Origin of the sequence: Nesterenkonia sp. YGD6 (genome assembly GCF_022565895.1) — a bacterium.
Lineage (GTDB): Bacteria > Actinomycetota > Actinomycetes > Actinomycetales > Micrococcaceae > Nesterenkonia.
This window is the reverse complement of sequence record NZ_JAJOYY010000003.1, coordinates 200,825-221,478: the sequence shown is the minus strand read 5'-3', so window position 1 is coordinate 221,478 and position 20,654 is coordinate 200,825. Positions and strand designations below refer to the sequence as shown.

Genomic DNA, 20,654 nt, shown 5'->3' with positions numbered 1-20,654 from the left:
ACACAGCATCACCGTATAATCGCGGAAACCGTCTGACATCGGTTTCAGCTGATCAACCTAAGGATCCAAATATGCCCAAGCATAAGACCGCGGCCAAGGCCGTAGGCGCCTCCGCGCTGGCAGCGCTTCTGCTGACCGCCTGTGGCGACAGTGAAGAAGGTGGCGAGACCCTCGAGGCCGAGCCGCAGAACGAGATCACCGTGGACCTCGATCTCGGCGACGTCGAGCTGAACAACGAGGGCACCCTGCAGGTCTGCTCCGATGTTCCCTACCCGCCGTTCGAGTACTACGACGGCGAGGGCGATGTCGTCGGCTTCGACATCGACATCGCCGAGGTCATCGCCGACGCGCTGGACGCCGACCTGGAGGTCGTGCAGACCGGATTCGAGGGCATCCAGTCCGGTGTGGCACTGGACGCCGGCACCTGCGACCTGGCGATCTCCGGCATGACCATCACCGAGGCGCGAGCGGGCAACATGCTCTTCTCCGAGCCCTACCTCGACGACAACCTTGGCCTGCTCGCCGCCACCGAGGCTGAAGTCAGCTCGCTGGATGACCTTGAAGGCCTCACCGTGGGTGTGCAGACCGAGACCACCGGCGCTGACTACGCCCAGGAGCAGGGTTATGAGGTGCGCGAGTACAGCGACTCCGGCCTGCTGATCCAGGGCCTCGACTCAGGTCAGGTGGAGGCCGCAATCGGCAACATCTCCATCCTGGGCTACCAGGCCGGCGAATCAGACACGTCGGAGTTCATCGAGGAGATCGACACCGGTGAGCAGCTCGGAATTGCCGTGGCCACCGGCAACGATCAGCTGATCACTGCGGTCAACGAGGTCCTCGCCGAGCTGGACGCCTCCGGCGGTATGGAAGAGCTCGAGGACCGCTGGTTCCGCGAGGGCGACACTCCTGAAGAGGGTGACGCCGACGAGGAGGCTGCCGACGAGGAGCCCGCTGAGGACGCGGCCACCGAGGACGAGGGCGACGAATAACCCTCATGGCAATGACAACCCGTGACCGAGCGCGCCTGAGCCTCGGGATCCAGGCAGGGATATTCCTTGCAGTCGTGATCGTGCTGGCCATCCTCATCGACTGGACAGCGATCCGCAGCAGCTTCTTCGCCGTCGAGAACATCGGACCGATGTTCCCGGAGATCATCACCGTGGGACTGGTCAACACCGTGCAGTACACGGTGGTGGGCTTCGTCTTCGGTCTGCTCGGCGGAACGCTGCTGGCGCTGATGCGGATGTCCTCGTTCCCGATCTACCGGTGGCTGGCCACCGCGTACATCGAGTTCTTCCGAGGCATCCCTGCGATCCTGGTGTTCATCGCGCTCGGTTTCGGTGCGTCGCTGGCCTTCGGGTGGAACCTCTCCACCCTGCAGATCGCCGGTTCAGCGTTGGCCATCGTGGCCAGCGCCTACATCGCAGAGACCCTCCGGGCAGGCCTTCAGGCCGTGCCCAAGGGCCAGCTGGAGGCCGCCCGCGCGCTGGGCATGCCCGCCTGGCGCGCCATGGTCACCATCCAGATCCCGCAGGCCTTCAGGATCGTGCTGCCCCCGCTGACCAATGAGGCGATCCTGCTCACCAAGGACTCCTCGCTGATCTTCGTGGTCGGCATGGCCGGCGGCGCCGCCGAGCTGACCAAGATGGGTCGCGACGGAATCAACATCTACCAGGCGGGGCTGACCCCGCTGGTGGTCGCCGGATTCTGCTACCTGCTGCTCACCGTGCCGCTGTCGCTGCTGGCTCGCCGCATGGAGCACCGCACCCCCCGGACGGGGAAGAAGTAGAGATGGACGCGAATATGAGCCAGAGCCAGAGCCAGAGCCAGGGCCAGAGTCAGAGTCAGGCCGAGACGTCGGGGTCCACGGCCCCGGACACCGCCTCAGCCAAGCGCGTGCCCGGCGCGCGCAGCACTTCCGCCGCCGGGGTGACCATCACCGGTCTGCACAAGTCCTTCGGGGACAACGAGGTGCTCAAGGGCATAGACATGAGCGTGGCTCCGGGTGAGGTCGTCTGTCTGATCGGAGCATCCGGCTCCGGCAAGTCCACGCTGCTGCGCTGCGTGAACCGGCTGGAGACCCCCAATGCGGGGACGATCACCGTCGGTGAGCACGAGGCGACCCATGCGGACGTCAATCTCGACGCCATGCGCCGGCAGATCGGCATGGTCTTCCAGCAGTTCAACCTCTTCCCCCATCTGAGCGTGCTGGAGAACTGCACCATCACCCCGCGGCGGGTGCTGGGCCAGTCCAAGGCCGAGGCAGAGACCGAGGCGCTGGCACAGCTGGACGCCGTCGGGCTCCAGCACCTCTCCGAGCGCCGCCCCGACCAGCTCTCGGGCGGTCAGCAGCAGCGGGTGGCCATCGCCAGGGCGCTGACCATGAAGCCGCAGCTGATGCTCTTCGACGAGCCCACCTCCGCGCTGGACCCTGAGACCGTCGGCGACGTGCTCGCCAGCATGCGCAAGCTCGCCCAGGCCGGCATGACCATGCTCGTGGTGACCCACGAGATGGGCTTCGCCCGCGAGGTCGCAGACCGGGTCGTCTTCATGGACCAGGGTCTCGTGGTCGAGGAGGGCCCGGCGACCGCAGTCATCGGGGATCCTCAGCAGTCGCGCACCCGGGACTTCCTGCGCCGGGTGCTGAACCCTCTCGGCGAGTAGCCGAGAGGGAGACGCCCGGGCGCCTGCTCCGGGCGACCCGACGAGGGCCTATCTCGGGAAGGTGATCCACGGCGCACAGGGCGCAGATGCCCATTTCAGCGACGCCGGGTAGGCTTCTCGTCTGTGACCAGTGTTGATACCTCCCCCCTCGCGTGGCCCCGTCGTTTCAGGGATCACACCACTGCCCGCGTCGGCGGCCCCGCCGGTCGATGGATCCGGGCAGACACCCAGGAGCAGGCGCTGGAGGTGCTTCGGCAGCACCCGCTGCCAGAGCACGCAGCCCGCGAGCGCGGCGAGGACACCCTCATCGTCCTGGGCGGCGGATCGAACCTGCTGGTGACCGAGGACGGGTTCCCCGGCACCGTGCTGCAGCTGGCGTTCCAGGGGATCAGCACCGAGTTCCACGGCGACCGGGATGTGCTGCTCACCGTCGCCGCAGGACACAACTGGGACGACGTCGTCCGATTCAGCGTGGCACGCGGCCTCACCGGGCTGGAGGCGCTCTCCGGGATCCCCGGCGCCACCGGTGCGGTGCCGGTGCAGAACGTGGGCGCCTACGGCGCTGATGTGGCCCACACCCTCAAAGACATCCAGGCCTGGGACCGGGCACGCGGTGAGCTGGTGCGCTTCACCAACGCCGAGCTGCAGTTCGGCTACCGCGACTCGGTGCTGAAGCAGACCACCGTGCATGGCTCACCCCGCTACGTGGTGCTGCAGGTCCGGTTCATGCTGCAGAACCGCCCCGATGGGCTCTCGGCCCCGGTGCGCTACGGCGAGCTGGCCCGGACCCTCGGCCTTGACGCCGAGAGCGCAGACCACGAGCGCCGCGCCCCGCTGAAAGAGGTCCGCAGCACGGTGCTGCGACTGCGCGAGGGCAAAGGCATGGTGCTGCGCGAGGGCGACCATGACACCTGGTCCACCGGGTCCTTCTTCACCAACCCGATCGTTCCGCGCGAGGTCGCCGCGGCGCTTCCGAACGGGGCGCCGCAGTTCTCCGCCGGAGTCGACGAAGCGGGCGCCCCGATGGTGAAGCTCTCAGCCGCCTGGCTGATCGACAACGCCGGCTGCGGCAAGGGGTTCGGCCTGCCCGACGGGCCGGCGGCCGGGCGCGGGGCGCAGGGGACCGGCATCGCCGGGGGCCGCGCAGCGCTCTCCACCAAGCACACGCTGGCGGTCACCAATCGAGGCTCCGCGACCACCGATGACCTGCTCGCGGTCGCCCGCGCCGCCCGTGACCAGGTCAGCACGGCCTTCGGCATCACGATGCACGAAGAGCCGGTGCTGATCGGACACGCGCTCTAGCAGCAGACCTCAGGTCTGCCGAGCCGGGCGCTGAAGCTCTGCAGAGGCGGCCTCAGACGCTCCGCGACGGAAGGGCTCAGAGCTTGCCGACCGCGATCAGCAGCATCCGGCGCAGCGGCTCCGCCGCGCCCCAGAGCAGCTGGTCGCCCACCGTGAACGCGGAGATGTACTCCGGGCCCATCTCGAGCTTGCGGATCCGCCCCACCGGGATGTCCAGCGAGCCGGTGGCGGCCACCGGGGTCAGCTGCGCCACGGTGGCTTCCTTCTCGTTCGGGACGAAGCTGGACCATTCGGTGCCCGAGGCCACGATCGCTTCGATCTCGGCCAGCGGAAGGTCCTCGCGCAGCTTCAGCGTCAGCGCCTGGGAGTGTGAGCGCAGCGCGCCCACCCGGACGCAGAGCGAGTCGAATGGCACTGCCGCGCCGCGGGAGGTGACCCCGGGGGCCAGATTGTCGCCGCGGCCCAGGATCTTGTTCGTCTCCACCCCGGCCTTCCACTCCTCCTTGGCCACGCCGTTGCCCAGATCGGCGTCGATCCAGGGGATCAGCGAACCGGCCAGCGGGACGCCGAACTGGGTGGCGTCGAGGTCGTTGCGCTGGGCGTGGAGCACGGCGCGGTCGATGTCCAGGATGGCGGCCGCGGGGTCGCTGAGCTCCTCGGCGACGGCGGAGTGCAGCGTGCCGAACTGGTTCAGCAGCTCGCGCATGTGCTTCGCGCCACCGCCGGAGGCCGCCTGGTAGGTCATGGCGGTGCCCCATTCGACCAGGTCGTTGGTGAAGAGCCCGCCCAGGCCCATCAGCATGTTCGAGACCGTGCAGTTGCCGCCGATGAACTCCTTCACGCCAGCGGCAAGCCCGGCGTCGATGACGTCGCGGTTGATCGGGTCCAGCGCGATGATCGAGGTCTCGGCCATGCGCAGGGTGGAGGCGGCGTCGATCCAGATCCCGTCCCAGCCGGCCTGGCGCAGCTTGGGGTACACCTCGGAGGTGTAGTCGCCGCCCTGGGCGGTGACGATGATCGGCAGCTTCACCAGCGTGTCCAGATCGAAGGCGTCCTGCAGGGTGGTCTCCTCGGGCGTGACGCCCGCGAAGCTCGGTGCCTGGCCTCCGGCGTTGGAGGTGGAGAAGAAGACCGGGTTGATGTGGGCGAAGTCCCCCTCCTCGAGCATGCGCGTGATCAGCACCGAGCCGACCATGCCGCGCCAGCCGATCAGACCCACCGAGGGGGTCTCGCCTGGCACGGCGGAGAGGGCAGGGGACACGGAGGAGTTCACTGCAGAAGTCATGCCTCCAGGGTAGCGGAGTCGGCTCAGCGCGTCAGGGTCACTTCTCGACGCCGGGGGCTTCCTCGGACTTCCTGGCTTCTTTGATCTCCTGCAGCAGACGACGGCGCGACAGATGAGCCCACAGCCCGCCGGCCACCCAGAGCTGCGCGACGAACAGGAAGACCAGGCCCGGGATGATCCGGTCATTGAGCACCAGGACGAAGCCCAGGGTCACGGTGAACAGGGCCAGGAACGGCAGGATGAGGTAGCCGCCGAGGCCCAGCATCATCAGATTGGTGGAGCTGGCCTGGGAGGCATTGTGCGTGTTCGGGGCGGGTGGGGAGGTCTCGGTCATCTCGGGCTTCCGTCGGGTGCGGGTGCGGGTGTGTCGTGGCAGGTGGACGAGGCCCCGGAGGTGGTCGTGTGCCGCTCAGCGGCGCCGCCGCGGCGGCGGTGGGTCTCGATGTGGTATCGCAGCCCGTCGGCGCCCTGGTGCGTTCCTGCGGCAGGCTCGCGCTGGGTCAGCTCCCATTCCGGAGTCAGGGTCGGGGCCGAGGTGTCACCGGAGACCTCGCTCTGGATCACGGTGATGACCGCGAGGTCCGCGATTCGTCGGTCCACGGTCTCGGCGTAGACCCGGCCGCCGCCGATGATCCAGATCTTCTCGGCTCTCGAGGCCGAGGCGATCTCAAGTCCTTCGTCGAGACTGGCCACGGGGTGCCCGCCCAGCGCGCGGATCTGATCTGCGGCGCGCTGATCGGCGGTGATCACGATGTTCTGCCGGCCCGGGAGCGGGCGGTACTTGGCCGGGAAGGATTCCCAGGTGCGGCGACCCATGACCACCGGGGCGCCGCGGGTGGTGGCCTTGAAGTGCGCCAGGTCCTCGGGCAGGTGCCAGGGCATGGTCCCGGCGTCGCCGATGACCCCGGTGTGGGTCTGCGCCCAGATCATGCCGATATCGGCCGCGATGGAGCGGATGCTCATACAGCGACGGCGGCCTTGATGGCGGGGTGGTGCTGGTAGTCGCGCACCTCGAAGTCCTCGAACTCGTAGTCGAAGATCGAGTCCGGGGTGCGGGTGATCGCCAGGGTGGGTGCGGGGTAGGGGGCGCGGGAGAGCTGTTCACGCACCTGCTCCACGTGGTTGTCATAGATGTGGCAGTCCCCACCGGTCCAGATGAACTCACCGGGGGCAAGCCCTACCTGCTGGGCGACCATCCTCGTCAGCAGCGCGTAGGAGGCGATGTTGAAGGGCACTCCGAGGAACATGTCGGCGCTGCGCTGATACAGCTGGCAGGAGAGCCGACCGTCGGCCACATAGAACTGGAACATGATGTGGCAGGGCGGCAGCGCCATCTCATCGATCTGTGCCGGGTTCCAGGCGCTCACCACGTGGCGTCGGGAATCAGGGTTCGTCTTCAGCGAGGTGATGAGCTGCTCGATCTGATCGATGTCCTCACCCGAGGGGCTGGGCCAGGAGCGCCACTGCACGCCATAGATCGGGCCGAGCTCGCCGTCCTCGCCTGCCCATTCGTTCCAGATCCGCACGCCGCGCTCCTGCAGCCAGCGCGCATTGGAATCTCCGCGCAGGAACCAGAGCAGCTCCAGCGCCACGGACTTGAAGTGCACTCGTTTGGTGGTGATCAGAGGGAAGGACTCCGCGAGATCGAACCGGATCTGGCGCCCGAAGACACTTCTGGTGCCGGTTCCGGTGCGGTCAGACTTGGCGGTGCCGACGTTCAGCACGTCTGCGAGCAGGTCCTCGTACGGGGTGGGGATCGTCGAGTTCACGCACCACAGCATACCTGCGGGGCCTGAGCGTCGGAGCGGGCCGAGCTGTCAGCGGGTTCGGCCGTTCGACGGCTGGACCCGCGTGCCGCAGTTCAGGAGAACGTGGCCTGCAGGGTGCGGTATTCGGGGTAGCGGTGCAGGTAGGCATCCACGTAGGTGCACTCGGAGGCGAAGAGCCTGCCCTCGGCCTGGAGCTGGTCCAGCAGCAGGGTGACCAGGCAGCGGGCGTAGCCCTGCCTGCCGTACTGGGGGTGGACGATGGTGTGCTGCAGGAGGGTGACCTCCTGGCCGCGGAGCGTCTCGGGGGTGAATCCGATGAACCCGATGAAGGTGCGGCGTCCGTTGATCGTGTCCCAGAGCTCGGCCCGGCCTCGGTCCTCGTCGATGTTGAGCTCGGCGGTCGGGTGAACGTTCTTCGGCGCACTCATGCAATGAGACTACCGTCACGGCCCGACATTGTCAGGAGTCCCGCCAGCGGTCAGTCCTCGAACGGCTCGTAGACCTCGATCGAGACGATCTCTCCACCGCGGTCCATGGCCTGCTGCGCCACCAGAACCGCGCCGGGGCGCAGATAGGGGTCCTCATCCGGGATGGCCCGCAGCAGGTCCGGGTCCTGCAGCCAGCTGCCCATGGTGTCCAGGATCAGCGGAAGGACCGGACGGTGGCTGCAGATCAGCGTCGGCAGCAGCAGCTCCAGGCAGCGGCGGACCCGGGTCCGGGTCCTTTCCGGGTGGGCCTCGGCGCGCTTCTCGGTGAGCGATTTCCGGTACGTGGCGCGGTTTCGATGGGCCTTGACGTAGGGCGCGATGGTCTCAGCGCAGCGTTGCCAGGGGCTGGACTCCAGATGTCGCGGGCGCCAACAGACCAGCAGCCGCTCCACCGCCCGGGCCTGACGCTTGCCGGTGGCCGCCAGCGGGCGCTCCGACTCGGCGCGGGACCAGGAGGAGCGCGGCTTGGCCTTGGCATGGCGCAGAACGATGAAGGGCAGGGTATGCAGCCGCTGGTCGTCGTGGAGGTTGGCAAGCTCGTCCAGCGGCAGCACGTCACCGCGGTTGGTCAGCATCTCCCGGGCTCGGTCCACGCTGACCCAGGCGGTCTCGTCCACCTCATCGCCGTCGGGGATCGGAGAGCCCTCAGCGACCTGGGCGGCCCAGTACCAGACGGCCTTGTCCTTGCCGCCATTGCCGTTGCCATTGCCGTTGCCGTTGCCATTGCCGTTCTTGACTCCGCGCGACTTGCCCACGGAATAACGGGTGATCGGCAGCGGCATTCCGAGCCTGACCTTGAGCCCGATCTCCTCACGGACCTCGCGGACCGCGCACTCCGGGAGGGTCTCACCCTCATCGAGCTTCCCCTTGGGGAAGGACCAGTCGTCATAGCGGGGCCGGTGGATCACCAGGACCTCGAGCTCGCCGCGGCGGAGCCGCCAGCACAGGGCGCCGGCGGCGAGTATCTCGGCGTCGAGCCCGTCATCGGAGACCGTGACAGTTCTGCGGCGGGGGACCTTGCTCATGGTCTCGGAGGAGCTCACGAGAGACCAAGATATCAGGCTGGTTCGGCGGCGGGCTCCACGGTCGGGGCGTACATGGTGTCGGCGTCCCATTTGGTGAATCCGAGCTTCTTGTACAGCTCCACCGCGGCGGTGTTGTCGGCGTCCACGTAGAGCATGATGGCGGCCAGGCCCGCTCGGTGCAGATGTTCGATCCCGGCCAGGGTGAGGCTGCGGCCGAGCCCACGCCCGCGGGCGCCGGGCACGACGCCGACCACGTAGACCTCGCCGAGCTCGGCGCCCTGGACCTTGGTCCAGTGGAACCCGACGAGCTCCTCGCCCTCCCAGGCCAGCAGGAATCCCTCCGGGTCGAACCAGTCCTCGGCCATCCGGGCATGCAGATCCTCCAAGGTGAGCCGGCCCTGCTCGGGGTGATCAGCGAAGGCGGCCGCATTCGCAGTCAGCCAGGCCTGATCGTCCTCACCGGGGCGGAAGCTGCGCACGGTGATGGTCTCTGGCAGCTCGGGGGAGGGTGCCTCATCGAGGTCGGTGAGTCGCATCCGCCAGAGCTCTCGGACGGGGGTCCAGCCGAAGCGCCGGGCGAGCCGGGCGGCGGCGTCGTGCTCGCCGTGGGCCCAGGCCCGCTGCACCCGACCGGCCGCGGGCGAGAGCACGTCTGCGGTGAGCGCCTCCACCAGCGCTGTGCCGATCCCGCGCTGCCGGCAGTCTGGACGGACCACCATCTCCAGCACGTCGGGGACTCCCTCCGCGCCCTCGACGACGACGCCGGCCCCGGCGAGCAGCCGCGAGTCGGGCTGGGCATCGGTCCAGGCGTAGGCGATGCGCAGCGGACTGCGGTTCGCTTCCTGGGAGGCGGCAGTCTCAGCGGACGCGGCCTCGCGCCGGTCGGCGGCGCGGTGCAGCTCTACGAGAGTCTGTTCCGAGAACGGCGGGTTGGCGTCGGCCTCGGTGGAGACGGCGGCCAGCTCGAGCAGCGCGTGGTGCAGGTCGGCATCGGGTGCGCCGTCGCTGAGCTCGACCACGGCCGGCTCGGTGCCTTCTGGGGTGACATCGCCTGGGTTCATGGGCTCACTGTAGCGGAGCCGAACCCTCAGGTCACCGGCTCAGGCGGCGTCCGCGCCGGCGACGCGCCGGTCATCGTCGGCGGGGCCGGCGGTGTCTGAACCGCCGATCACCAGTCGGTAGCCGACATTGCGCACCGTGCCGATCAGTGACTCGTGGTCGGGCCCGAGCTTGGCGCGCAGGCGTCGGATGTGGACGTCGACGGTGCGGGTGCCGCCGAAGTAGTCGTAGCCCCAGACATCGTGGAGCAGCCGGTCGCGGGTGAAGACCTGACCCGGGTGCAGAGCCAGGTGCTTGAGCAGCTCGAACTCTTTATAGGTGAGGTTCAGCAGGCGGCCGTTGATCGTGGCCATATAGGTCGTCTCATCGATGGTGATCCCGCCGGCGCGGATCTCTCCGACCGGGGTCTCCTCCGCGGTCTCCACCGCCGCGAGCCTGATCCGGGCATCGATCTCGCCCGGGCCGGCCTCGTCGAGGATGAAGTCATCGGCCTGCCAGGACTCGTTCAGCGTGGCCAGGCCCGCCTCGGTGACGATCACCAGCACCGGGGAGAGCATCGAGGACTTCACCAGCTGGCACAGGGAGCGGGCGTGGGCAAGCTTGGTGCGCGCATCGATCAGCGTCACATCCACATTGGGAGCCCGCACGATGGAGGAGGCCTCGGCGGGGAACGTGCGGATCCGGTGGGTGAGAAGCCCCAGTGGCGGCAGTGCGTCGTCGGGGGTGTCTGAGAGCAGCAGAACCTGGGCCATGCATGACTCCTTCCCCTCGGGCCATCATCTTCACCGGGTCCCGCAGGGTCGTCAACGGTGATTGCGGTCTTCAACGCCGGTGATTGCACAATGTGGAAACGCGATTCAGCGATCCGGGGTTGAGTATATGCGACGTGCGAAGCGCGGACCTCTAGGATGGCCTGTTGTGAAGTACATCCCAGTGGCAGCCTCCGCCCTGCTCGCAGCCACAGCGCTCGCCCTGGCCTCCTGGGCCGGGACCATCGCTATGACCCTGGTGGTCTGTGGGCTCTCGATCCTCATCGCGCTGGGGTGGCCCCAGCTGATGGGAGTCTCGGCCCGACGCTCGCTCTCCGCCGTCATCGCCTGCGCCGGAGTCGTCGCGGCCCTCGGCGCCGGCATCGTGGGGACCGCCGGTGACCTCTTCTTCTGGTCCTCCGTGGCACTGGCCTTCGGCGTCATGAGCGTCTTCCTGATCCAGGTCCTGCGCGGCACCGGAAGGCCGCACCGGCTGGAGTCCACCATCGGAGCCTGCGCCGGGGTGCTGATCGCCACCACCGGAGCCGGCTGGGTGGCCGGTCTGCGCTACCCGGTGGAGCTGGCAGGAGCAAACGGGGGAGACGACGCCGGAGGGATCCTCGCCGTGCGCGGTCTGCTGCCGGTGGAGGACACCACCCTGCTGGCCGTCACCGGAGCGTCCGGGGAGCTCGCCGTGGTGACGCTGGCCGCGGGTGCGCTGATCATCGCGACCCTGCTCGCCGCGATTCCGCTGCCCAATGCGTGGGCCATGCTCCTGGTGGTCCTGGGAAGCGTCGGGGCCGCCATCGGGATGACCTTGGCCTGGGGTGAGCTGACCCTGCTCTTCGCCGGGACGCTCGGGCTGGTGGCCGGACTGCTGCTCGCCTCCTTCCGCCGCTTCCTCCTCGCACAGGGTCCGCCACAGGGGATTCTCTCCGGAATTGCGGTCGGCGCAGCCCCGATCGCGGCCATGGGCGCGCTGACCTACTTCACGGAGCGTCTTCTGCTGGTGTGAAGTTGTACACTTTCACCCATGAACCTCGCATTGCAGAACGTCTCACTGCTCGCACTGGAGATCTTCTTCATCGGGCTGCTGGTCCTGGTGACGCTGATGATCGCCGGCATCTCCTGGACCGTCATCTCCCGGTTGTACAAGGGTCAGCGCTGATCCGCCTGCACCGCACCGAGACACAGCCCAGTGTCGACCGCGCGCTGAGGAGCTGAGCCGATGGCCCCGATGGAGCTTCCCACCGACCTGACCCCGGAGCTGGCCCCGCTCTACTGGCTGCTCGGCAGCTGGCGCGGTCAAGGCCGCCTGGGCTCGGGAGAGCAGGACGATCCGATCTTCACCCAGGACGTCACATTCCGTGACACCGGCCTGGAGTTCGTCGAGTACCGCGCCGAGACCTGGCTCGCCGATGAGGCGGGTGCACGGCTGCGTCCGCTCTCGGTGGAGACCGGCTTCTGGTCGCTGGACCGGGCCCGCACCGACGCCGATGTCGGCCCCGGCCTGGACCCGGCGGACGTGGTGCCCGCGTACAAGAGCGCGGCCGAGGTCGACCAGCTCGCGGAGCAGGACGGATCCTTTGCGATCACCGCCACCATCACCCATCCGGGCAGCATCTCGGAGCTCTACTACGGCAAGATCAAGGGCCCGCAGCTGCACCTGGCCACCGACGCGGTGATGCGCGGGGAGCACGCTGCGGAATATCCGGGTGCCTCGCGGATGTTCGGACTGGTGAACAGCCAGCTGTTCTGGCGCTGGGATCTTCGCGCCGCCGATGGGGAGATGGTTCCCCACGCCTCCGCGATCCTCGACCGCACGGCTTCCGCCGACGAGGTCAGCGCCAAGCGCACCGCCTGAGCCTCGCTCTCGCCTGCCCCTGGCAGGTGCCCCGCGCCGTGCGCCCTGCGCGCTCGCCGCAACGAACAAGGAGTCCGCCCGTGGATGAGAACTCGAAGTCACCCCTGCTGAACCGCGCCGGCGCCGTCGCTGACGGCGGTGACGACGCCGCGGTGGCCGCACACTACGGCGACCCCACCCGGGAGCAGCGCGCACTGGCCCGTGGCGCCGCCGTCGTCGATCTCTCCCAGCGCAGCGTGGTCACGGTCTCCGGGCCCGACCGGCTGACCTGGCTGACCACGCTGTCCTCCCAGGAGATCGCCGGACTCAAGCCGGGGGAGCCCACCGAGCTGCTGCTGCTGGACATCTCCGGGCGCATCGAACACGATGCGGCGGTGGTCGACGACGGTGAGACCGTCTGGCTGATCACCGAGAACTCACACGGCGGGGTGCTGGCCCAGTGGCTCGACTCGATGAAGTTCATGCTCCGGGTGGAGATCGCCGACCGCACCGCCGACTACGCGGTGCTCGGCTCCACCGCACCGCTGCCCGCCTCAGCCTCCGGTGAGGTCGTCATCGGCTGGGCGGACCCGTGGCCGAAGCTCGGTCCCGGCGCGGCCAGCTACGCCCAGGTCGCCGAGGCGGACCACCCTGGCGCGGACTGGTCCTGGCGGCTGCACGTGGTGCCGCGGACCTCGTTGGAAGCCACGATCGACGGTCTCGAACAGGCCGGATGGATCCTCGCCGGCACCATGGCGGCCGAGGCGCTGCGCGTCGCCGCCTGGCGACCCCGTCTGGCCCGCGAGGTCGATGAGAAGACGATCCCGCACGAGCTGGACCTGATCCGCACCGCCGTGCATCTGAGCAAGGGCTGCTACAAGGGTCAGGAGACCGTGGCACGGGTTCACAACCTCGGCCATCCACCGCGCCGCCTGGTGTTCCTGCATCTCGACGGCAGCGAGCACACGCTTCCGGCGATCGGTTCAGACATCCTGGCCGCCGCCCCAGAGGCCTCCCCGGCCGAGCTGGCCGGGGAGCGCCCGGTGGGGAAGGTCACCTCGGTGGCGCGGCACCACGAGATGGGCCCGATCGCGCTGGCGCTGGTCAAGCGCAAGGTGGACCCGGCGCTGCAGCTGGTGGTGCGCGACGGCGACGCAGATTCTGCGACCTTCTACGCGGCGGCCCAGGAGGTCATCGTCCGTCCCGACGCCGGACAGGCCGTGGGGCGTCCCAAGGGAGACTTCCTGCGCGGACAGCGCCGCTGAGCAGGTCGCCCAGCAGGTCTCGCCGAGCTGGAGGCTCAGTCGAAGACCACGGTGGTCTGTGAGCCGGCGGGGCTGAACCCCAGCGCCGCGGCGATGCGCAGCGAGCCGACGGACTCGGTGCGGGCCCGCCACTGCGGGACGAGTCCCTCGCTGAATGCCTCCTCCGCCGCCACCGCGGCCAGCTGCAGCCCGACCCCGGCACGGCGCTGATCGGGCACCGTGAGGACCCCCAGCTGGCCCAGCATCCCGGCCCAGAGCTCCCGCCCGGCGGCGCCGAGCGCCGTGCCGGTGCCCTCATCCACCAGCGCTGCGCTCCAGGGCGCCGCGGCGATCCCTGAGGCCTGCACGTCATCGGCCGGTGAGGCGGCGAGCACTGCGCGCACATGTTCCGGATCGAAGGAGACCGCCCCGCGCTGCGCGGCGCCCAGGGCGGCCGGCTCCTCGGCGTAGAGCAGGTTCGCCGCACCCAGGCTGCGCGCGCCCGGGGCGTGCCGACGCGAGAGCTCCAGGAGCCGGCGTTCATCGGCGAGCTCGGTGTCGTCGCGCCGGCGGGCATGGCGCAGCACCTCGGCGGGTCCGCTGAGAACGGTGTGATCGAAGAGTCGCAGGAAGGCCACCGCGGAGCCGTCTGCGGTGATGACCTCGTGATGGGATCCCGCGCCGAGCAGCTCCTCATCGCCGAGGCCGATCATCCGTGCCCACGCCAGCGCGATGATGCTGCGCGTATGGTCCGCCAGGCTCACGGGAGGAGGCTCAGCAGGGAGGGTGCGTCCTGCGCCGCGGTCCGGGGCAACGGTTCAGCGGCCGAAGAGGATCTGGGCCTCGTTGTAGCGCTCGGGGGGCACGGTCTTGAGCCCGTCCAGCGCCTCGGCGAGATCGACCTGGAGAATCTCGGTGCCGCGCAGCGCCGCCATGTGGCCCCAGGCCTGTTCGTGCACGAGGTCCAGGGCGCGGATGCCGAAGCGGGTGGCGAGCACCCGGTCATAGCCGGTGGGGTTTCCGCCGCGCTGGATGTGGCCCAGGGTGGTGTTGCGCGACTCGATGCCGGTCTTGGACTCGATCTGCCGAGTCACCCAGTCCCCGATGCCGCCCAGCCGCGGGCGACCGTCGGACTCTTCGCCCTTGCCTGCCAGCGCCTCCTCGGCGTCTTCGGGGATGAACCCCTCGGCGACGACCACCAGCGGGGAGCGTCCGCGGGAGTGGACCTGCTCGACCCATTCACAGACCTGGTCCATGGAGACCTTGTGCTCCGGGATCAGGATGGCGTGGGCTCCGGCGGCCATGCCGGAGTGCAGCGCGATCCAGCCGACGTTGCGGCCCATGACCTCGGCGACCATGCAGCGGTGGTGGGACTCCCCGGTGGTGCGCAGCCGATCCATCGCATCGGTGGCGATGGAGACCGCCGTGTCGAAGCCGAAGGTGTAGTCGGTGGCCTTGAGGTCGTTGTCGATGGTCTTCGGCACCCCGACCACCGGGATCCCGTCATCGGCCAGGCGCTTGGCCCCGGCCAGGGTGCCCTCGCCGCCGATGGCGATGACGGCGTCGACGTCGTGGCGCTTGAGCTGCTTGGCCATGTTCTCCGGTCCGCCGCCCGGGTGGTTGTACGGGTGGGTCCGCGAGGTGCCGAGGATCGTGCCGCCCTGACGGGAGAGACCGCGCACGGACTGCCGGGGCAGGTCGATGTAGTCGCCCTCGATGAGGCCGCGCCAGCCGCCCTTGAAGCCGACGAACTCGTCGCCGTAGCTCTTGATGCCGTGGAGCACGGCGGAGCGGATGACGGCGTTCAGGCCGGGGCAGTCGCCGCCGGAGGTGAGCAGTCCGATGCGCATGATGATTCAGCTCGTCCCTTCATGGATTCCAGGAAAAATCTCAGGCCTGACTTCCTCGGCAGGTTGCTGCGCCCAGTCTATGGGGTCCCGCCCGACGGGAGGCATCAGCCGGGCGGGGCTGCGCTCATCAGCCGAGCAGGTCCTGGAGCCGACGCAGCCCCTTGGCCAGGTCCTCATCGCCCAGCGCGTAGGACAGGCGCAGGAATCCGCTGGGACCGAAGGCCTCACCCGGGACGACGGCGACCTTGGCCTCCTCCAGGATCAGCTCGGCCAGCTCCGCGGAGGTCTGCGGCGTGCGACCGGCGATCTCACGGCCCAGCGCCTCGCGGACATCGACATAGGCGTAGAAGGCGCCTTCCGGGGTGGGGCAGGAGAACCCGGTGATCTCATTGAGCCCGCTGACGATGGCACGGCGTCGTCGGTCGAAGGCGGTCTTCATCTCGTTGACCGCATCCAGCGGACCTTCGACGGCGGCCAGCGCGGCCATCTGTGAGACGTTGGCGACGTTGCTGGTGGCATGGGACTGCAGGTTCGCCGCGGCCTTGATGACGTCGGTCGGACCCACCATCCAGCCCACGCGCCACCCGGTCATCGCGTAGGTCTTGGCGACTCCGTTGAGGATCACCACCTGATCGGCCAGCTCCTCGACGGCGGCGATGGAGGTGAACTCGGCGTCGTCGTAGGTGAGGTGCTCGTAGATCTCGTCGGTGACCACCCACAGGCCCTTCTCCGCCGCCCAGCGGCCGATCTCGCGGACCTCCTCGGCGGAGTACACCGCGCCGGTGGGGTTGGAGGGGGAGACGAAGACCAGCACCTTGGTGGCCTCGGTCAGGGTCTGCTCCAGCTGCTCCATCGTGACCTTATAGCCCTGCTCCGGCCCGGCGAAGACGTCCACGGGCACGCCGCCGGCCAGCTTGATGGCCTCGGGGTAGGTGGTCCAGAAGGGAGCCGGGAGGATGACCTCATCGCCCGGGTCCAGCAGGGTGGCGAAGGTGTTGTACACGGCCTGCTTGCCGCCGTTGGTGATCAGCACGTTCGCCGGCGCCAGCGCCTCGCCCTCGATCCGGTACCCGGAGTCCCGGGTGGTCTTCTCCGCCACCGCGGCGCGCAGCTCGGGCAGCCCGGCGGCGGGGGAATAGCGGTGGAAGCGGGGGTTCAGGGCCGCTTCGCGCGCCGCTTCCACGATGTAGTCCGGGGTGGGGAAGTCCGGCTCGCCCGCACCGAAACCGATGACATCCTCACCGGCTGCCTTCAGCGCCTTGGCCTTCGCGTCCACGGCAAGGGTGGCGGACTCGGCGATGGAGCCGATACGGTCGGAGATGCGTGAGTTCGGAGCAGTCATGTCTGAGGGATCCTTTCGGGATTCATGGACTGGTTCAAGCCTACCGGTTTGTCCTGCACCGGGCCGAGGGCGTAGAGTGATCTACCGGTGTCTCAGGCGCCTCCGATCCATCGTGCCCCGAAACCGGTGCTCCGGTTCTCGATGCGGTAGCGTGGCGGAGGGTCGGTTACCCCTAGGGCAGTGGCGCAATTGGTAGCGCAACGGTCTCCAAAACCGTAGGTTGCAGGTTCGAGTCCTGTCTGCCCTGCTAGGCACCCGCCTTAACCGTGAACAGATGGAGTCTTCGTGTCCCAGTCGCCTTCGACGCCAGATCAGGGCTCCACGCCTGCCGGCGGCGATCCGAAGGGCCCGTTCGGGAAGCTGTGGCTGTTCCTCCGCCAGGTCATTGACGAGCTCCGCAAGGTGGTCGTTCCGACCCGGCGGGAGCTGACCAACTACACGCTGGTCGTGCTGGTCTTCGTCATCATCGTGATCGGGATCGTCACCGGCTTCGACGCGGTCTTCAGCCGGGGCGCCGAGGCGCTCTTCGGCTCAACGGGAGGCGTCGAGCAGCCCATCGAGCCGCCCGCCGGAGCCGATGGCGGCGCCGAGGACTGAACTGGGCCCGCCAGATGACCATGACGTGATGCCGCAGCCAGGGCATCCACCACGTGAACGAGAGCTCGCCGTGTGGCGGTGAGCACCACGGAAAGCAGGAGAACAGTGTCTGAACAGGATCTTTCGCAGCAGACCGAAGAGGTCGACGCCGCCCAGGATGCCGCTGCCGAGTCAGCAGCGGGCACCGAAGCGGCCGAGGGCACCTCAGCCGCTGTCGAGACGGACGCGCAGACCGAAGCCGAGATCGGCGAGGACGCCGAGGGTGCTGACGCCGCGCCCGCCGAGGCTGAGACCGACTCCGACGCCCAGCCCGAGGATGCGGCTGAGGGCGAGGGTGACGAGCCGGTCGCGACCGAGGCCGACGCGGAGGTGCCCGAGGAGGAGAAGTCCTACGAGGAGCGCGCCGCCGCACTGAAGTCCACGCTGCGCCGCCAGCTCGGTGACTGGTACGTGGTGCACACCTACGCGGGCTACGAGAAGCGCGTGAAGTCCAACCTGGAGACCCGTATCCAGACCCAGGACATGGAGGACCACATCTTCGAGATCGAGGTCCCCATGGAAGAGGTCGTGGAGATCAAGGGCACCCAGCGCAAGGTCGTGAGCCGGGTGCGCATCCCGGGCTACGTGATCGTCCGCATGGAGCTCACCGACGCCTCCTGGGGCGTCGTCCGGCACACCCCCGGAGTCACCGGATTCGTGGGCAATGCCCACGACCCGCACCCGCTGAGCTCCGACGAGGTCTTCGACATGCTCTCGGACCACCTCCTCGGCAAGCCCGATGCACCCAAGCACGGCGCCGGTGAAGACGGCTCCGCCGCGGCAGCCTCGGACATCAAGGTGGACTTCGAGATCGGCGAATCGGTCACCGTCACCGATGGCCCCTTCGCCACCCTGCCGGCTTCCATCTCAGAGATCCACGCAGACTCGCGTCAGCTCGTGGTCCTCGTCTCGATCTTCGAGCGTGAGACCCCGGTGACGCTGAACTTCAACCAGGTCGAAAAGATCTACTGAGGTTCACTCACCCGACCTGGGCCGACGACGTCGTCGGCCCAGGTCGGGTGAGAACCAAAGACTTTCGATGTCGCAGGTGGCTTTGACCGGCGACGTCGAACCGGTCATCACGCCATGATGGCCACCCCCCTGCGTCACGCTCCTGTGGCACAGGGACACCAGGTGAGGGTTGAAGCCCTCGCGCCGCCCAAGCGGCGTGAGAGCCTGAATCCACCACGCAAGCAAAGGACGCTGAACATGGCCCCGAAGAAGAGAGTCTCCGGCCTGATCAAGCTGCAGATCAAGGCAGGCGCCGCTAACCCGGCTCCGCCGATCGGTCCTGCACTCGGTCAGCACGGTGTCAACATCATGGAGTTCTGCAAGGCTTACAACGCCGCGACTGAGGCTCAGCGCGGCAATGTGATCCCTGTGGAGATCACGGTCTACGAAGACCGCTCCTTCACCTTCGTCACCAAGACCCCGCCAGCCGCCGAGCTGATCAAGAAGGCCGCAGGCGTGGCCAAGGGCTCAGGCGTGCCGCACACCGACAAGGTCGGCAAGCTGAGCCGGTCGCAGGTCGAAGAGATCGCCCAGACCAAGATGGAGGACCTCAACGCGAACGACCTCGCCGCGGCCTCCAAGATCGTCGCCGGAACTGCCCGCTCCATGGGCATCACGGTCGAAGGCTGAACCGGGCTCACGCCCAACATCAACTGACAAACAGTCCGGCCACGAGTCGGACGGTGGGAAGGGTCGAGCGCGACCCGCGTACCACGACTGCTAAGGAGAACAACGCAGATGGCAAAGCGCAGCAAAGCTTATGAAGCAGCGGCACAGAAGGTCAACGAAGATGCCCTGTACTCCCCGGCCGAGGCAGTAGCCCTGGCCAAGGAGATCAACCCGTCCAAGTCGGACGCCACCGTCGAGGTCGCCATGCGGCTTTCGGTGGACCCGCGCAAGGCGGACCAGATGGTCCGCGGCACGGTCATCCTGCCCAACGGCACCGGCAAGACCTCCCGCGTCGTCGTCTTCACCCAGGGCGACAACATCGCCAAGGCTGAAGAGGCCGGGGCTGACTACGTCGGCGGCGACGAGCTCATCGCCAAGGTCGCCGATGGCTGGACCGACTTCGACGCCGCCGTCGCCTCGCCCGACATGATGGGCAAGGTCGGTCGCCTGGGCAAGGTGCTGGGTCCGCGTAACCTGATGCCGAACCCCAAGACCGGCACCGTGACCCCCGACGTCGCCAAGGCTGTCAACGAGCTCAAGGGTGGCAAGATCACCTTCCGCGTGGACAAGCACTCCAACCTGCACTTCATCGTGGGCAAGACCAGCTTCGATGCCAAGGCGCTGGCGGAGAACTACGCCGCAGCGCTGGAAGAGATCCTTCGTCTGAAGCCCTCGGCTTCGAAGGGTCGCTACATCGCCAAGGCCACCGTGACCACCACCTTCGGCCCCGGCATCCCGGTGGACCCGAACGTGACCAAGGTGCTCACCGACTGACACGAGGCAACTCGTGCAGCACCAGGAAAGGCCCTCGTCCACCCGGACGGGGGCCTTTCCCGTCTCCGCGTCGTCTCCCGTTTTGCGCGGGCGCAGACCACCATGTAGAGTCAGGGCTGACCAAAGACCGCCGGTCGTTGTCGTCGTGCGCAGATCATTGGCTGATCTGCGTGGTCAGCAGACATCATGTCTGTGAGGCGATGCAACGTAAAGACCCGAATCGGGCGACCTGCGCAGGACACGATCAGCTCTTCTGAGAGACTCTGCTCGCGGTGATACGCGAGCAGGTCAATCTTGAAGCCACGCCCCGTGCCTTGCGCAGCGGGGCATTTTTTATGCCCCGCCCGAGGGTGGTGACCGGCTTACATGATCGGAAGGAGTGCCATGGCGAATCCTGAGAAGGCTGCCGCCGTCGACGAGTTGAAGGAACTCTTCAACAACTCGACTGCCGCAGTGCTCACGGAGTACCGCGGCCTCTCCGTGGGCCAGCTGCAGACTCTGCGCCGGTCCGTGCGAGAGAACGCACACTACGCTGTGGTGAAGAACACGCTCACCGAGATTGCGGCCCGGGAACTCGGCATCGACGCCTTTGAAGGCAAGATGTCCGGACCCTCCGCAATCGCCTTCGTCCACGGCGATGCCGTGGACGTGGCCAAGGCGCTGCGTGACTTCGCCAAGAGCAATCCTGCACTGATCGTCAAGGGCGGCTACATGGATGGCGCCACCCTCGACGAGGCAGGAATGAAGCAGCTCGCGGATCTTGAATCCCGTGAGGTTCTGCTCAGCAAGATGGCTGGTGCCTTCATCGGCGTCCAGTCCAAGGCTGCCGCCGTCTTCCAGGCGCCGCTGTCCAAGACCGTTCGCACGGTCGAGGCGCTGCGCGAGAAGCAGGAAGCTGCCTGAGCTCGAGCTCAGCATTGATCCGCAAGCAACACCCCCTAAAC

Annotated in this window: 24 protein-coding genes and 1 tRNA gene; 14 read left to right on the top strand and 11 right to left on the bottom strand. The window is 68.1% G+C overall.

What is annotated here, in order from left to right; genetic code table 11:
- Window positions 1-71 precede the first annotated feature (71 nt).
- From LTI14_RS06330 to LTI14_RS06315, 4 genes are all read left to right on the top strand, one after another.
- Window positions 72-989, top strand: a complete 918-nt coding sequence (locus LTI14_RS06330) for an ABC transporter substrate-binding protein (RefSeq protein WP_241470586.1) — start codon at window positions 72-74, stop codon at window positions 987-989.
- A gap of 5 nt (window positions 990-994) precedes the next feature.
- Complete coding sequence (locus LTI14_RS06325) at window positions 995-1,789, top strand: amino acid ABC transporter permease (RefSeq protein ID WP_241476061.1); 795 nt, start codon at window positions 995-997, stop codon at window positions 1,787-1,789.
- A 14-nt stretch (window positions 1,790-1,803) separates the two neighbouring features.
- Window positions 1,804-2,664: an amino acid ABC transporter ATP-binding protein gene (locus LTI14_RS06320; RefSeq protein ID WP_241476060.1), complete on the top strand. Its 861-nt coding sequence runs from the start codon at window positions 1,804-1,806 to the stop codon at window positions 2,662-2,664.
- 123 nt (window positions 2,665-2,787) lie between these two features.
- A complete protein-coding gene (locus LTI14_RS06315; RefSeq protein WP_241476059.1) occupies window positions 2,788-3,966 on the top strand; it encodes a UDP-N-acetylmuramate dehydrogenase in 1,179 nt (392 codons plus the stop codon).
- Window positions 3,967-4,042: 76 nt separating this feature from the next.
- Here LTI14_RS06315 and asd read toward each other — a convergent pair whose 3' ends face one another.
- The 8 genes from asd to LTI14_RS06275 all read right to left on the bottom strand — a co-directional run bounded on the left by asd (window position 4,043) and on the right by LTI14_RS06275 (window position 10,344).
- Window positions 4,043-5,251 carry an aspartate-semialdehyde dehydrogenase gene (gene asd, locus LTI14_RS06310; protein ID WP_255728077.1) on the bottom strand — a complete coding sequence of 403 codons (1,209 nt, stop codon included), beginning with the start codon at window positions 5,249-5,251 and terminating at the stop codon, window positions 4,043-4,045.
- A 37-nt stretch (window positions 5,252-5,288) separates the two neighbouring features.
- Window positions 5,289-5,585 (bottom strand): NF038396 family protein, encoded by a 297-nt coding sequence (locus LTI14_RS06305; RefSeq protein ID WP_241476058.1) that lies wholly within the window; start codon window positions 5,583-5,585, stop codon window positions 5,289-5,291.
- Window positions 5,582-6,214: a dihydrofolate reductase gene (locus tag LTI14_RS06300; RefSeq protein WP_241476057.1), complete on the bottom strand. Its 633-nt coding sequence runs from the start codon at window positions 6,212-6,214 to the stop codon at window positions 5,582-5,584. The genes LTI14_RS06305 and LTI14_RS06300 overlap by 4 nt, the downstream gene beginning before the upstream one ends.
- The gene (locus tag LTI14_RS06295; protein WP_241465409.1) at window positions 6,211-7,032 is read right to left on the bottom strand and encodes a thymidylate synthase; all 822 of its coding nucleotides are present in this window, start codon (window positions 7,030-7,032) and stop codon (window positions 6,211-6,213) included. Before LTI14_RS06295 ends, LTI14_RS06300 begins: the two co-directional genes overlap by 4 nt.
- An 80-nt stretch (window positions 7,033-7,112) precedes the next feature.
- Window positions 7,113-7,448 (bottom strand): GNAT family N-acetyltransferase, encoded by a 336-nt coding sequence (locus LTI14_RS06290; RefSeq protein WP_241465408.1) that lies wholly within the window; start codon window positions 7,446-7,448, stop codon window positions 7,113-7,115.
- Between the two features lie 50 nt (window positions 7,449-7,498).
- Window positions 7,499-8,551: an NUDIX hydrolase gene (locus tag LTI14_RS06285; protein WP_342357728.1), complete on the bottom strand. Its 1,053-nt coding sequence runs from the start codon at window positions 8,549-8,551 to the stop codon at window positions 7,499-7,501.
- A 14-nt stretch (window positions 8,552-8,565) separates the two neighbouring features.
- Complete coding sequence (gene mshD, locus LTI14_RS06280) at window positions 8,566-9,594, bottom strand: mycothiol synthase (protein WP_241470580.1); 1,029 nt, start codon at window positions 9,592-9,594, stop codon at window positions 8,566-8,568.
- A 39-nt stretch (window positions 9,595-9,633) separates the two neighbouring features.
- The gene (locus LTI14_RS06275; RefSeq protein ID WP_241470579.1) at window positions 9,634-10,344 is read right to left on the bottom strand and encodes a response regulator transcription factor; all 711 of its coding nucleotides are present in this window, start codon (window positions 10,342-10,344) and stop codon (window positions 9,634-9,636) included.
- 166 nt (window positions 10,345-10,510) lie between these two features.
- Between LTI14_RS06275 and LTI14_RS06270 the strand changes: the two genes are divergently transcribed.
- The 4 genes from LTI14_RS06270 to ygfZ all read left to right on the top strand — a co-directional run bounded on the left by LTI14_RS06270 (window position 10,511) and on the right by ygfZ (window position 13,449).
- The gene (locus LTI14_RS06270) at window positions 10,511-11,356 is read left to right on the top strand and encodes a hypothetical protein (RefSeq protein ID WP_241465405.1); all 846 of its coding nucleotides are present in this window, start codon (window positions 10,511-10,513) and stop codon (window positions 11,354-11,356) included.
- An 18-nt stretch (window positions 11,357-11,374) separates the two neighbouring features.
- Complete coding sequence (locus LTI14_RS13070; protein WP_255727372.1) at window positions 11,375-11,509, top strand: hypothetical protein; 135 nt, start codon at window positions 11,375-11,377, stop codon at window positions 11,507-11,509.
- Window positions 11,510-11,569: 60 nt separating this feature from the next.
- Window positions 11,570-12,205 (top strand): FABP family protein, encoded by a 636-nt coding sequence (locus tag LTI14_RS06265; RefSeq protein ID WP_241465404.1) that lies wholly within the window; start codon window positions 11,570-11,572, stop codon window positions 12,203-12,205.
- An 80-nt stretch (window positions 12,206-12,285) separates the two neighbouring features.
- Complete coding sequence (gene ygfZ / locus LTI14_RS06260; protein WP_241476056.1) at window positions 12,286-13,449, top strand: CAF17-like 4Fe-4S cluster assembly/insertion protein YgfZ; 1,164 nt, start codon at window positions 12,286-12,288, stop codon at window positions 13,447-13,449.
- A gap of 35 nt (window positions 13,450-13,484) precedes the next feature.
- Here ygfZ and LTI14_RS06255 read toward each other — a convergent pair whose 3' ends face one another.
- The 3 genes from LTI14_RS06255 to LTI14_RS06245 form a co-directional block, all read right to left on the bottom strand.
- Entirely contained in the window at window positions 13,485-14,192 is a 708-nt protein-coding gene (locus LTI14_RS06255) for a GNAT family N-acetyltransferase (RefSeq protein WP_241465402.1), read from the bottom strand.
- A 54-nt stretch (window positions 14,193-14,246) separates the two neighbouring features.
- Window positions 14,247-15,278 (bottom strand): 6-phosphofructokinase, encoded by a 1,032-nt coding sequence (locus LTI14_RS06250; protein WP_241465401.1) that lies wholly within the window; start codon window positions 15,276-15,278, stop codon window positions 14,247-14,249.
- 127 nt (window positions 15,279-15,405) lie between these two features.
- Complete coding sequence (locus tag LTI14_RS06245; RefSeq protein ID WP_241465400.1) at window positions 15,406-16,620, bottom strand: pyridoxal phosphate-dependent aminotransferase; 1,215 nt, start codon at window positions 16,618-16,620, stop codon at window positions 15,406-15,408.
- Between the two features lie 174 nt (window positions 16,621-16,794).
- On the opposite strand from LTI14_RS06245, the gene LTI14_RS06240 reads away from it, so the two are divergent.
- From LTI14_RS06240 to rplJ, 6 genes are all read left to right on the top strand, one after another.
- Window positions 16,795-16,867 (top strand) — tRNA-Trp (locus LTI14_RS06240).
- 38 nt (window positions 16,868-16,905) lie between these two features.
- Complete coding sequence (secE, locus tag LTI14_RS06235; RefSeq protein ID WP_241465399.1) at window positions 16,906-17,217, top strand: preprotein translocase subunit SecE; 312 nt, start codon at window positions 16,906-16,908, stop codon at window positions 17,215-17,217.
- A gap of 105 nt (window positions 17,218-17,322) precedes the next feature.
- Window positions 17,323-18,228 (top strand): transcription termination/antitermination protein NusG, encoded by a 906-nt coding sequence (nusG, locus tag LTI14_RS06230; protein ID WP_241476055.1) that lies wholly within the window; start codon window positions 17,323-17,325, stop codon window positions 18,226-18,228.
- Window positions 18,229-18,465: 237 nt separating this feature from the next.
- The gene (rplK, locus tag LTI14_RS06225; RefSeq protein WP_241465397.1) at window positions 18,466-18,897 is read left to right on the top strand and encodes a 50S ribosomal protein L11; all 432 of its coding nucleotides are present in this window, start codon (window positions 18,466-18,468) and stop codon (window positions 18,895-18,897) included.
- A 108-nt stretch (window positions 18,898-19,005) separates the two neighbouring features.
- Entirely contained in the window at window positions 19,006-19,710 is a 705-nt protein-coding gene (rplA, locus tag LTI14_RS06220) for a 50S ribosomal protein L1 (RefSeq protein WP_241465396.1), read from the top strand.
- 384 nt (window positions 19,711-20,094) lie between these two features.
- On the top strand, window positions 20,095-20,613 hold the full coding sequence (rplJ, locus tag LTI14_RS06215) for a 50S ribosomal protein L10 (protein WP_241465395.1): 519 nt from the start codon (window positions 20,095-20,097) through the stop codon (window positions 20,611-20,613).
- Window positions 20,614-20,654: the final 41 nt, after the last annotated feature.

Coding starts and splice junctions, on each gene's coding strand:
- LTI14_RS06325 (WP_241476061.1), top strand. CDS start 995: ATGGCAATGACAACCCGTGACCGAGCGCGCCTGAGCCTCGGGATCCAG.
- LTI14_RS06290 (WP_241465408.1), bottom strand. CDS start 7,448: ATGAGTGCGCCGAAGAACGTTCACCCGACCGCCGAGCTCAACATCGAC.
- LTI14_RS06250 (WP_241465401.1), bottom strand. CDS start 15,278: ATGCGCATCGGACTGCTCACCTCCGGCGGCGACTGCCCCGGCCTGAAC.
- asd (WP_255728077.1), bottom strand. CDS start 5,251: ATGACTTCTGCAGTGAACTCCTCCGTGTCCCCTGCCCTCTCCGCCGTG.
- mshD (WP_241470580.1), bottom strand. CDS start 9,594: ATGAACCCAGGCGATGTCACCCCAGAAGGCACCGAGCCGGCCGTGGTC.
- LTI14_RS06275 (WP_241470579.1), bottom strand. CDS start 10,344: ATGGCCCAGGTTCTGCTGCTCTCAGACACCCCCGACGACGCACTGCCG.
- rplK (WP_241465397.1), top strand. CDS start 18,466: ATGGCCCCGAAGAAGAGAGTCTCCGGCCTGATCAAGCTGCAGATCAAG.
- rplA (WP_241465396.1), top strand. CDS start 19,006: ATGGCAAAGCGCAGCAAAGCTTATGAAGCAGCGGCACAGAAGGTCAAC.
- LTI14_RS06245 (WP_241465400.1), bottom strand. CDS start 16,620: ATGACTGCTCCGAACTCACGCATCTCCGACCGTATCGGCTCCATCGCC.
- rplJ (WP_241465395.1), top strand. CDS start 20,095: ATGGCGAATCCTGAGAAGGCTGCCGCCGTCGACGAGTTGAAGGAACTC.
- LTI14_RS06320 (WP_241476060.1), top strand. CDS start 1,804: ATGAGCCAGAGCCAGAGCCAGAGCCAGGGCCAGAGTCAGAGTCAGGCC.
- LTI14_RS13070 (WP_255727372.1), top strand. CDS start 11,375: ATGAACCTCGCATTGCAGAACGTCTCACTGCTCGCACTGGAGATCTTC.
- LTI14_RS06330 (WP_241470586.1), top strand. CDS start 72: ATGCCCAAGCATAAGACCGCGGCCAAGGCCGTAGGCGCCTCCGCGCTG.
- LTI14_RS06265 (WP_241465404.1), top strand. CDS start 11,570: ATGGCCCCGATGGAGCTTCCCACCGACCTGACCCCGGAGCTGGCCCCG.
- LTI14_RS06295 (WP_241465409.1), bottom strand. CDS start 7,032: ATGCTGTGGTGCGTGAACTCGACGATCCCCACCCCGTACGAGGACCTG.
- LTI14_RS06300 (WP_241476057.1), bottom strand. CDS start 6,214: ATGAGCATCCGCTCCATCGCGGCCGATATCGGCATGATCTGGGCGCAG.
- LTI14_RS06305 (WP_241476058.1), bottom strand. CDS start 5,585: ATGACCGAGACCTCCCCACCCGCCCCGAACACGCACAATGCCTCCCAG.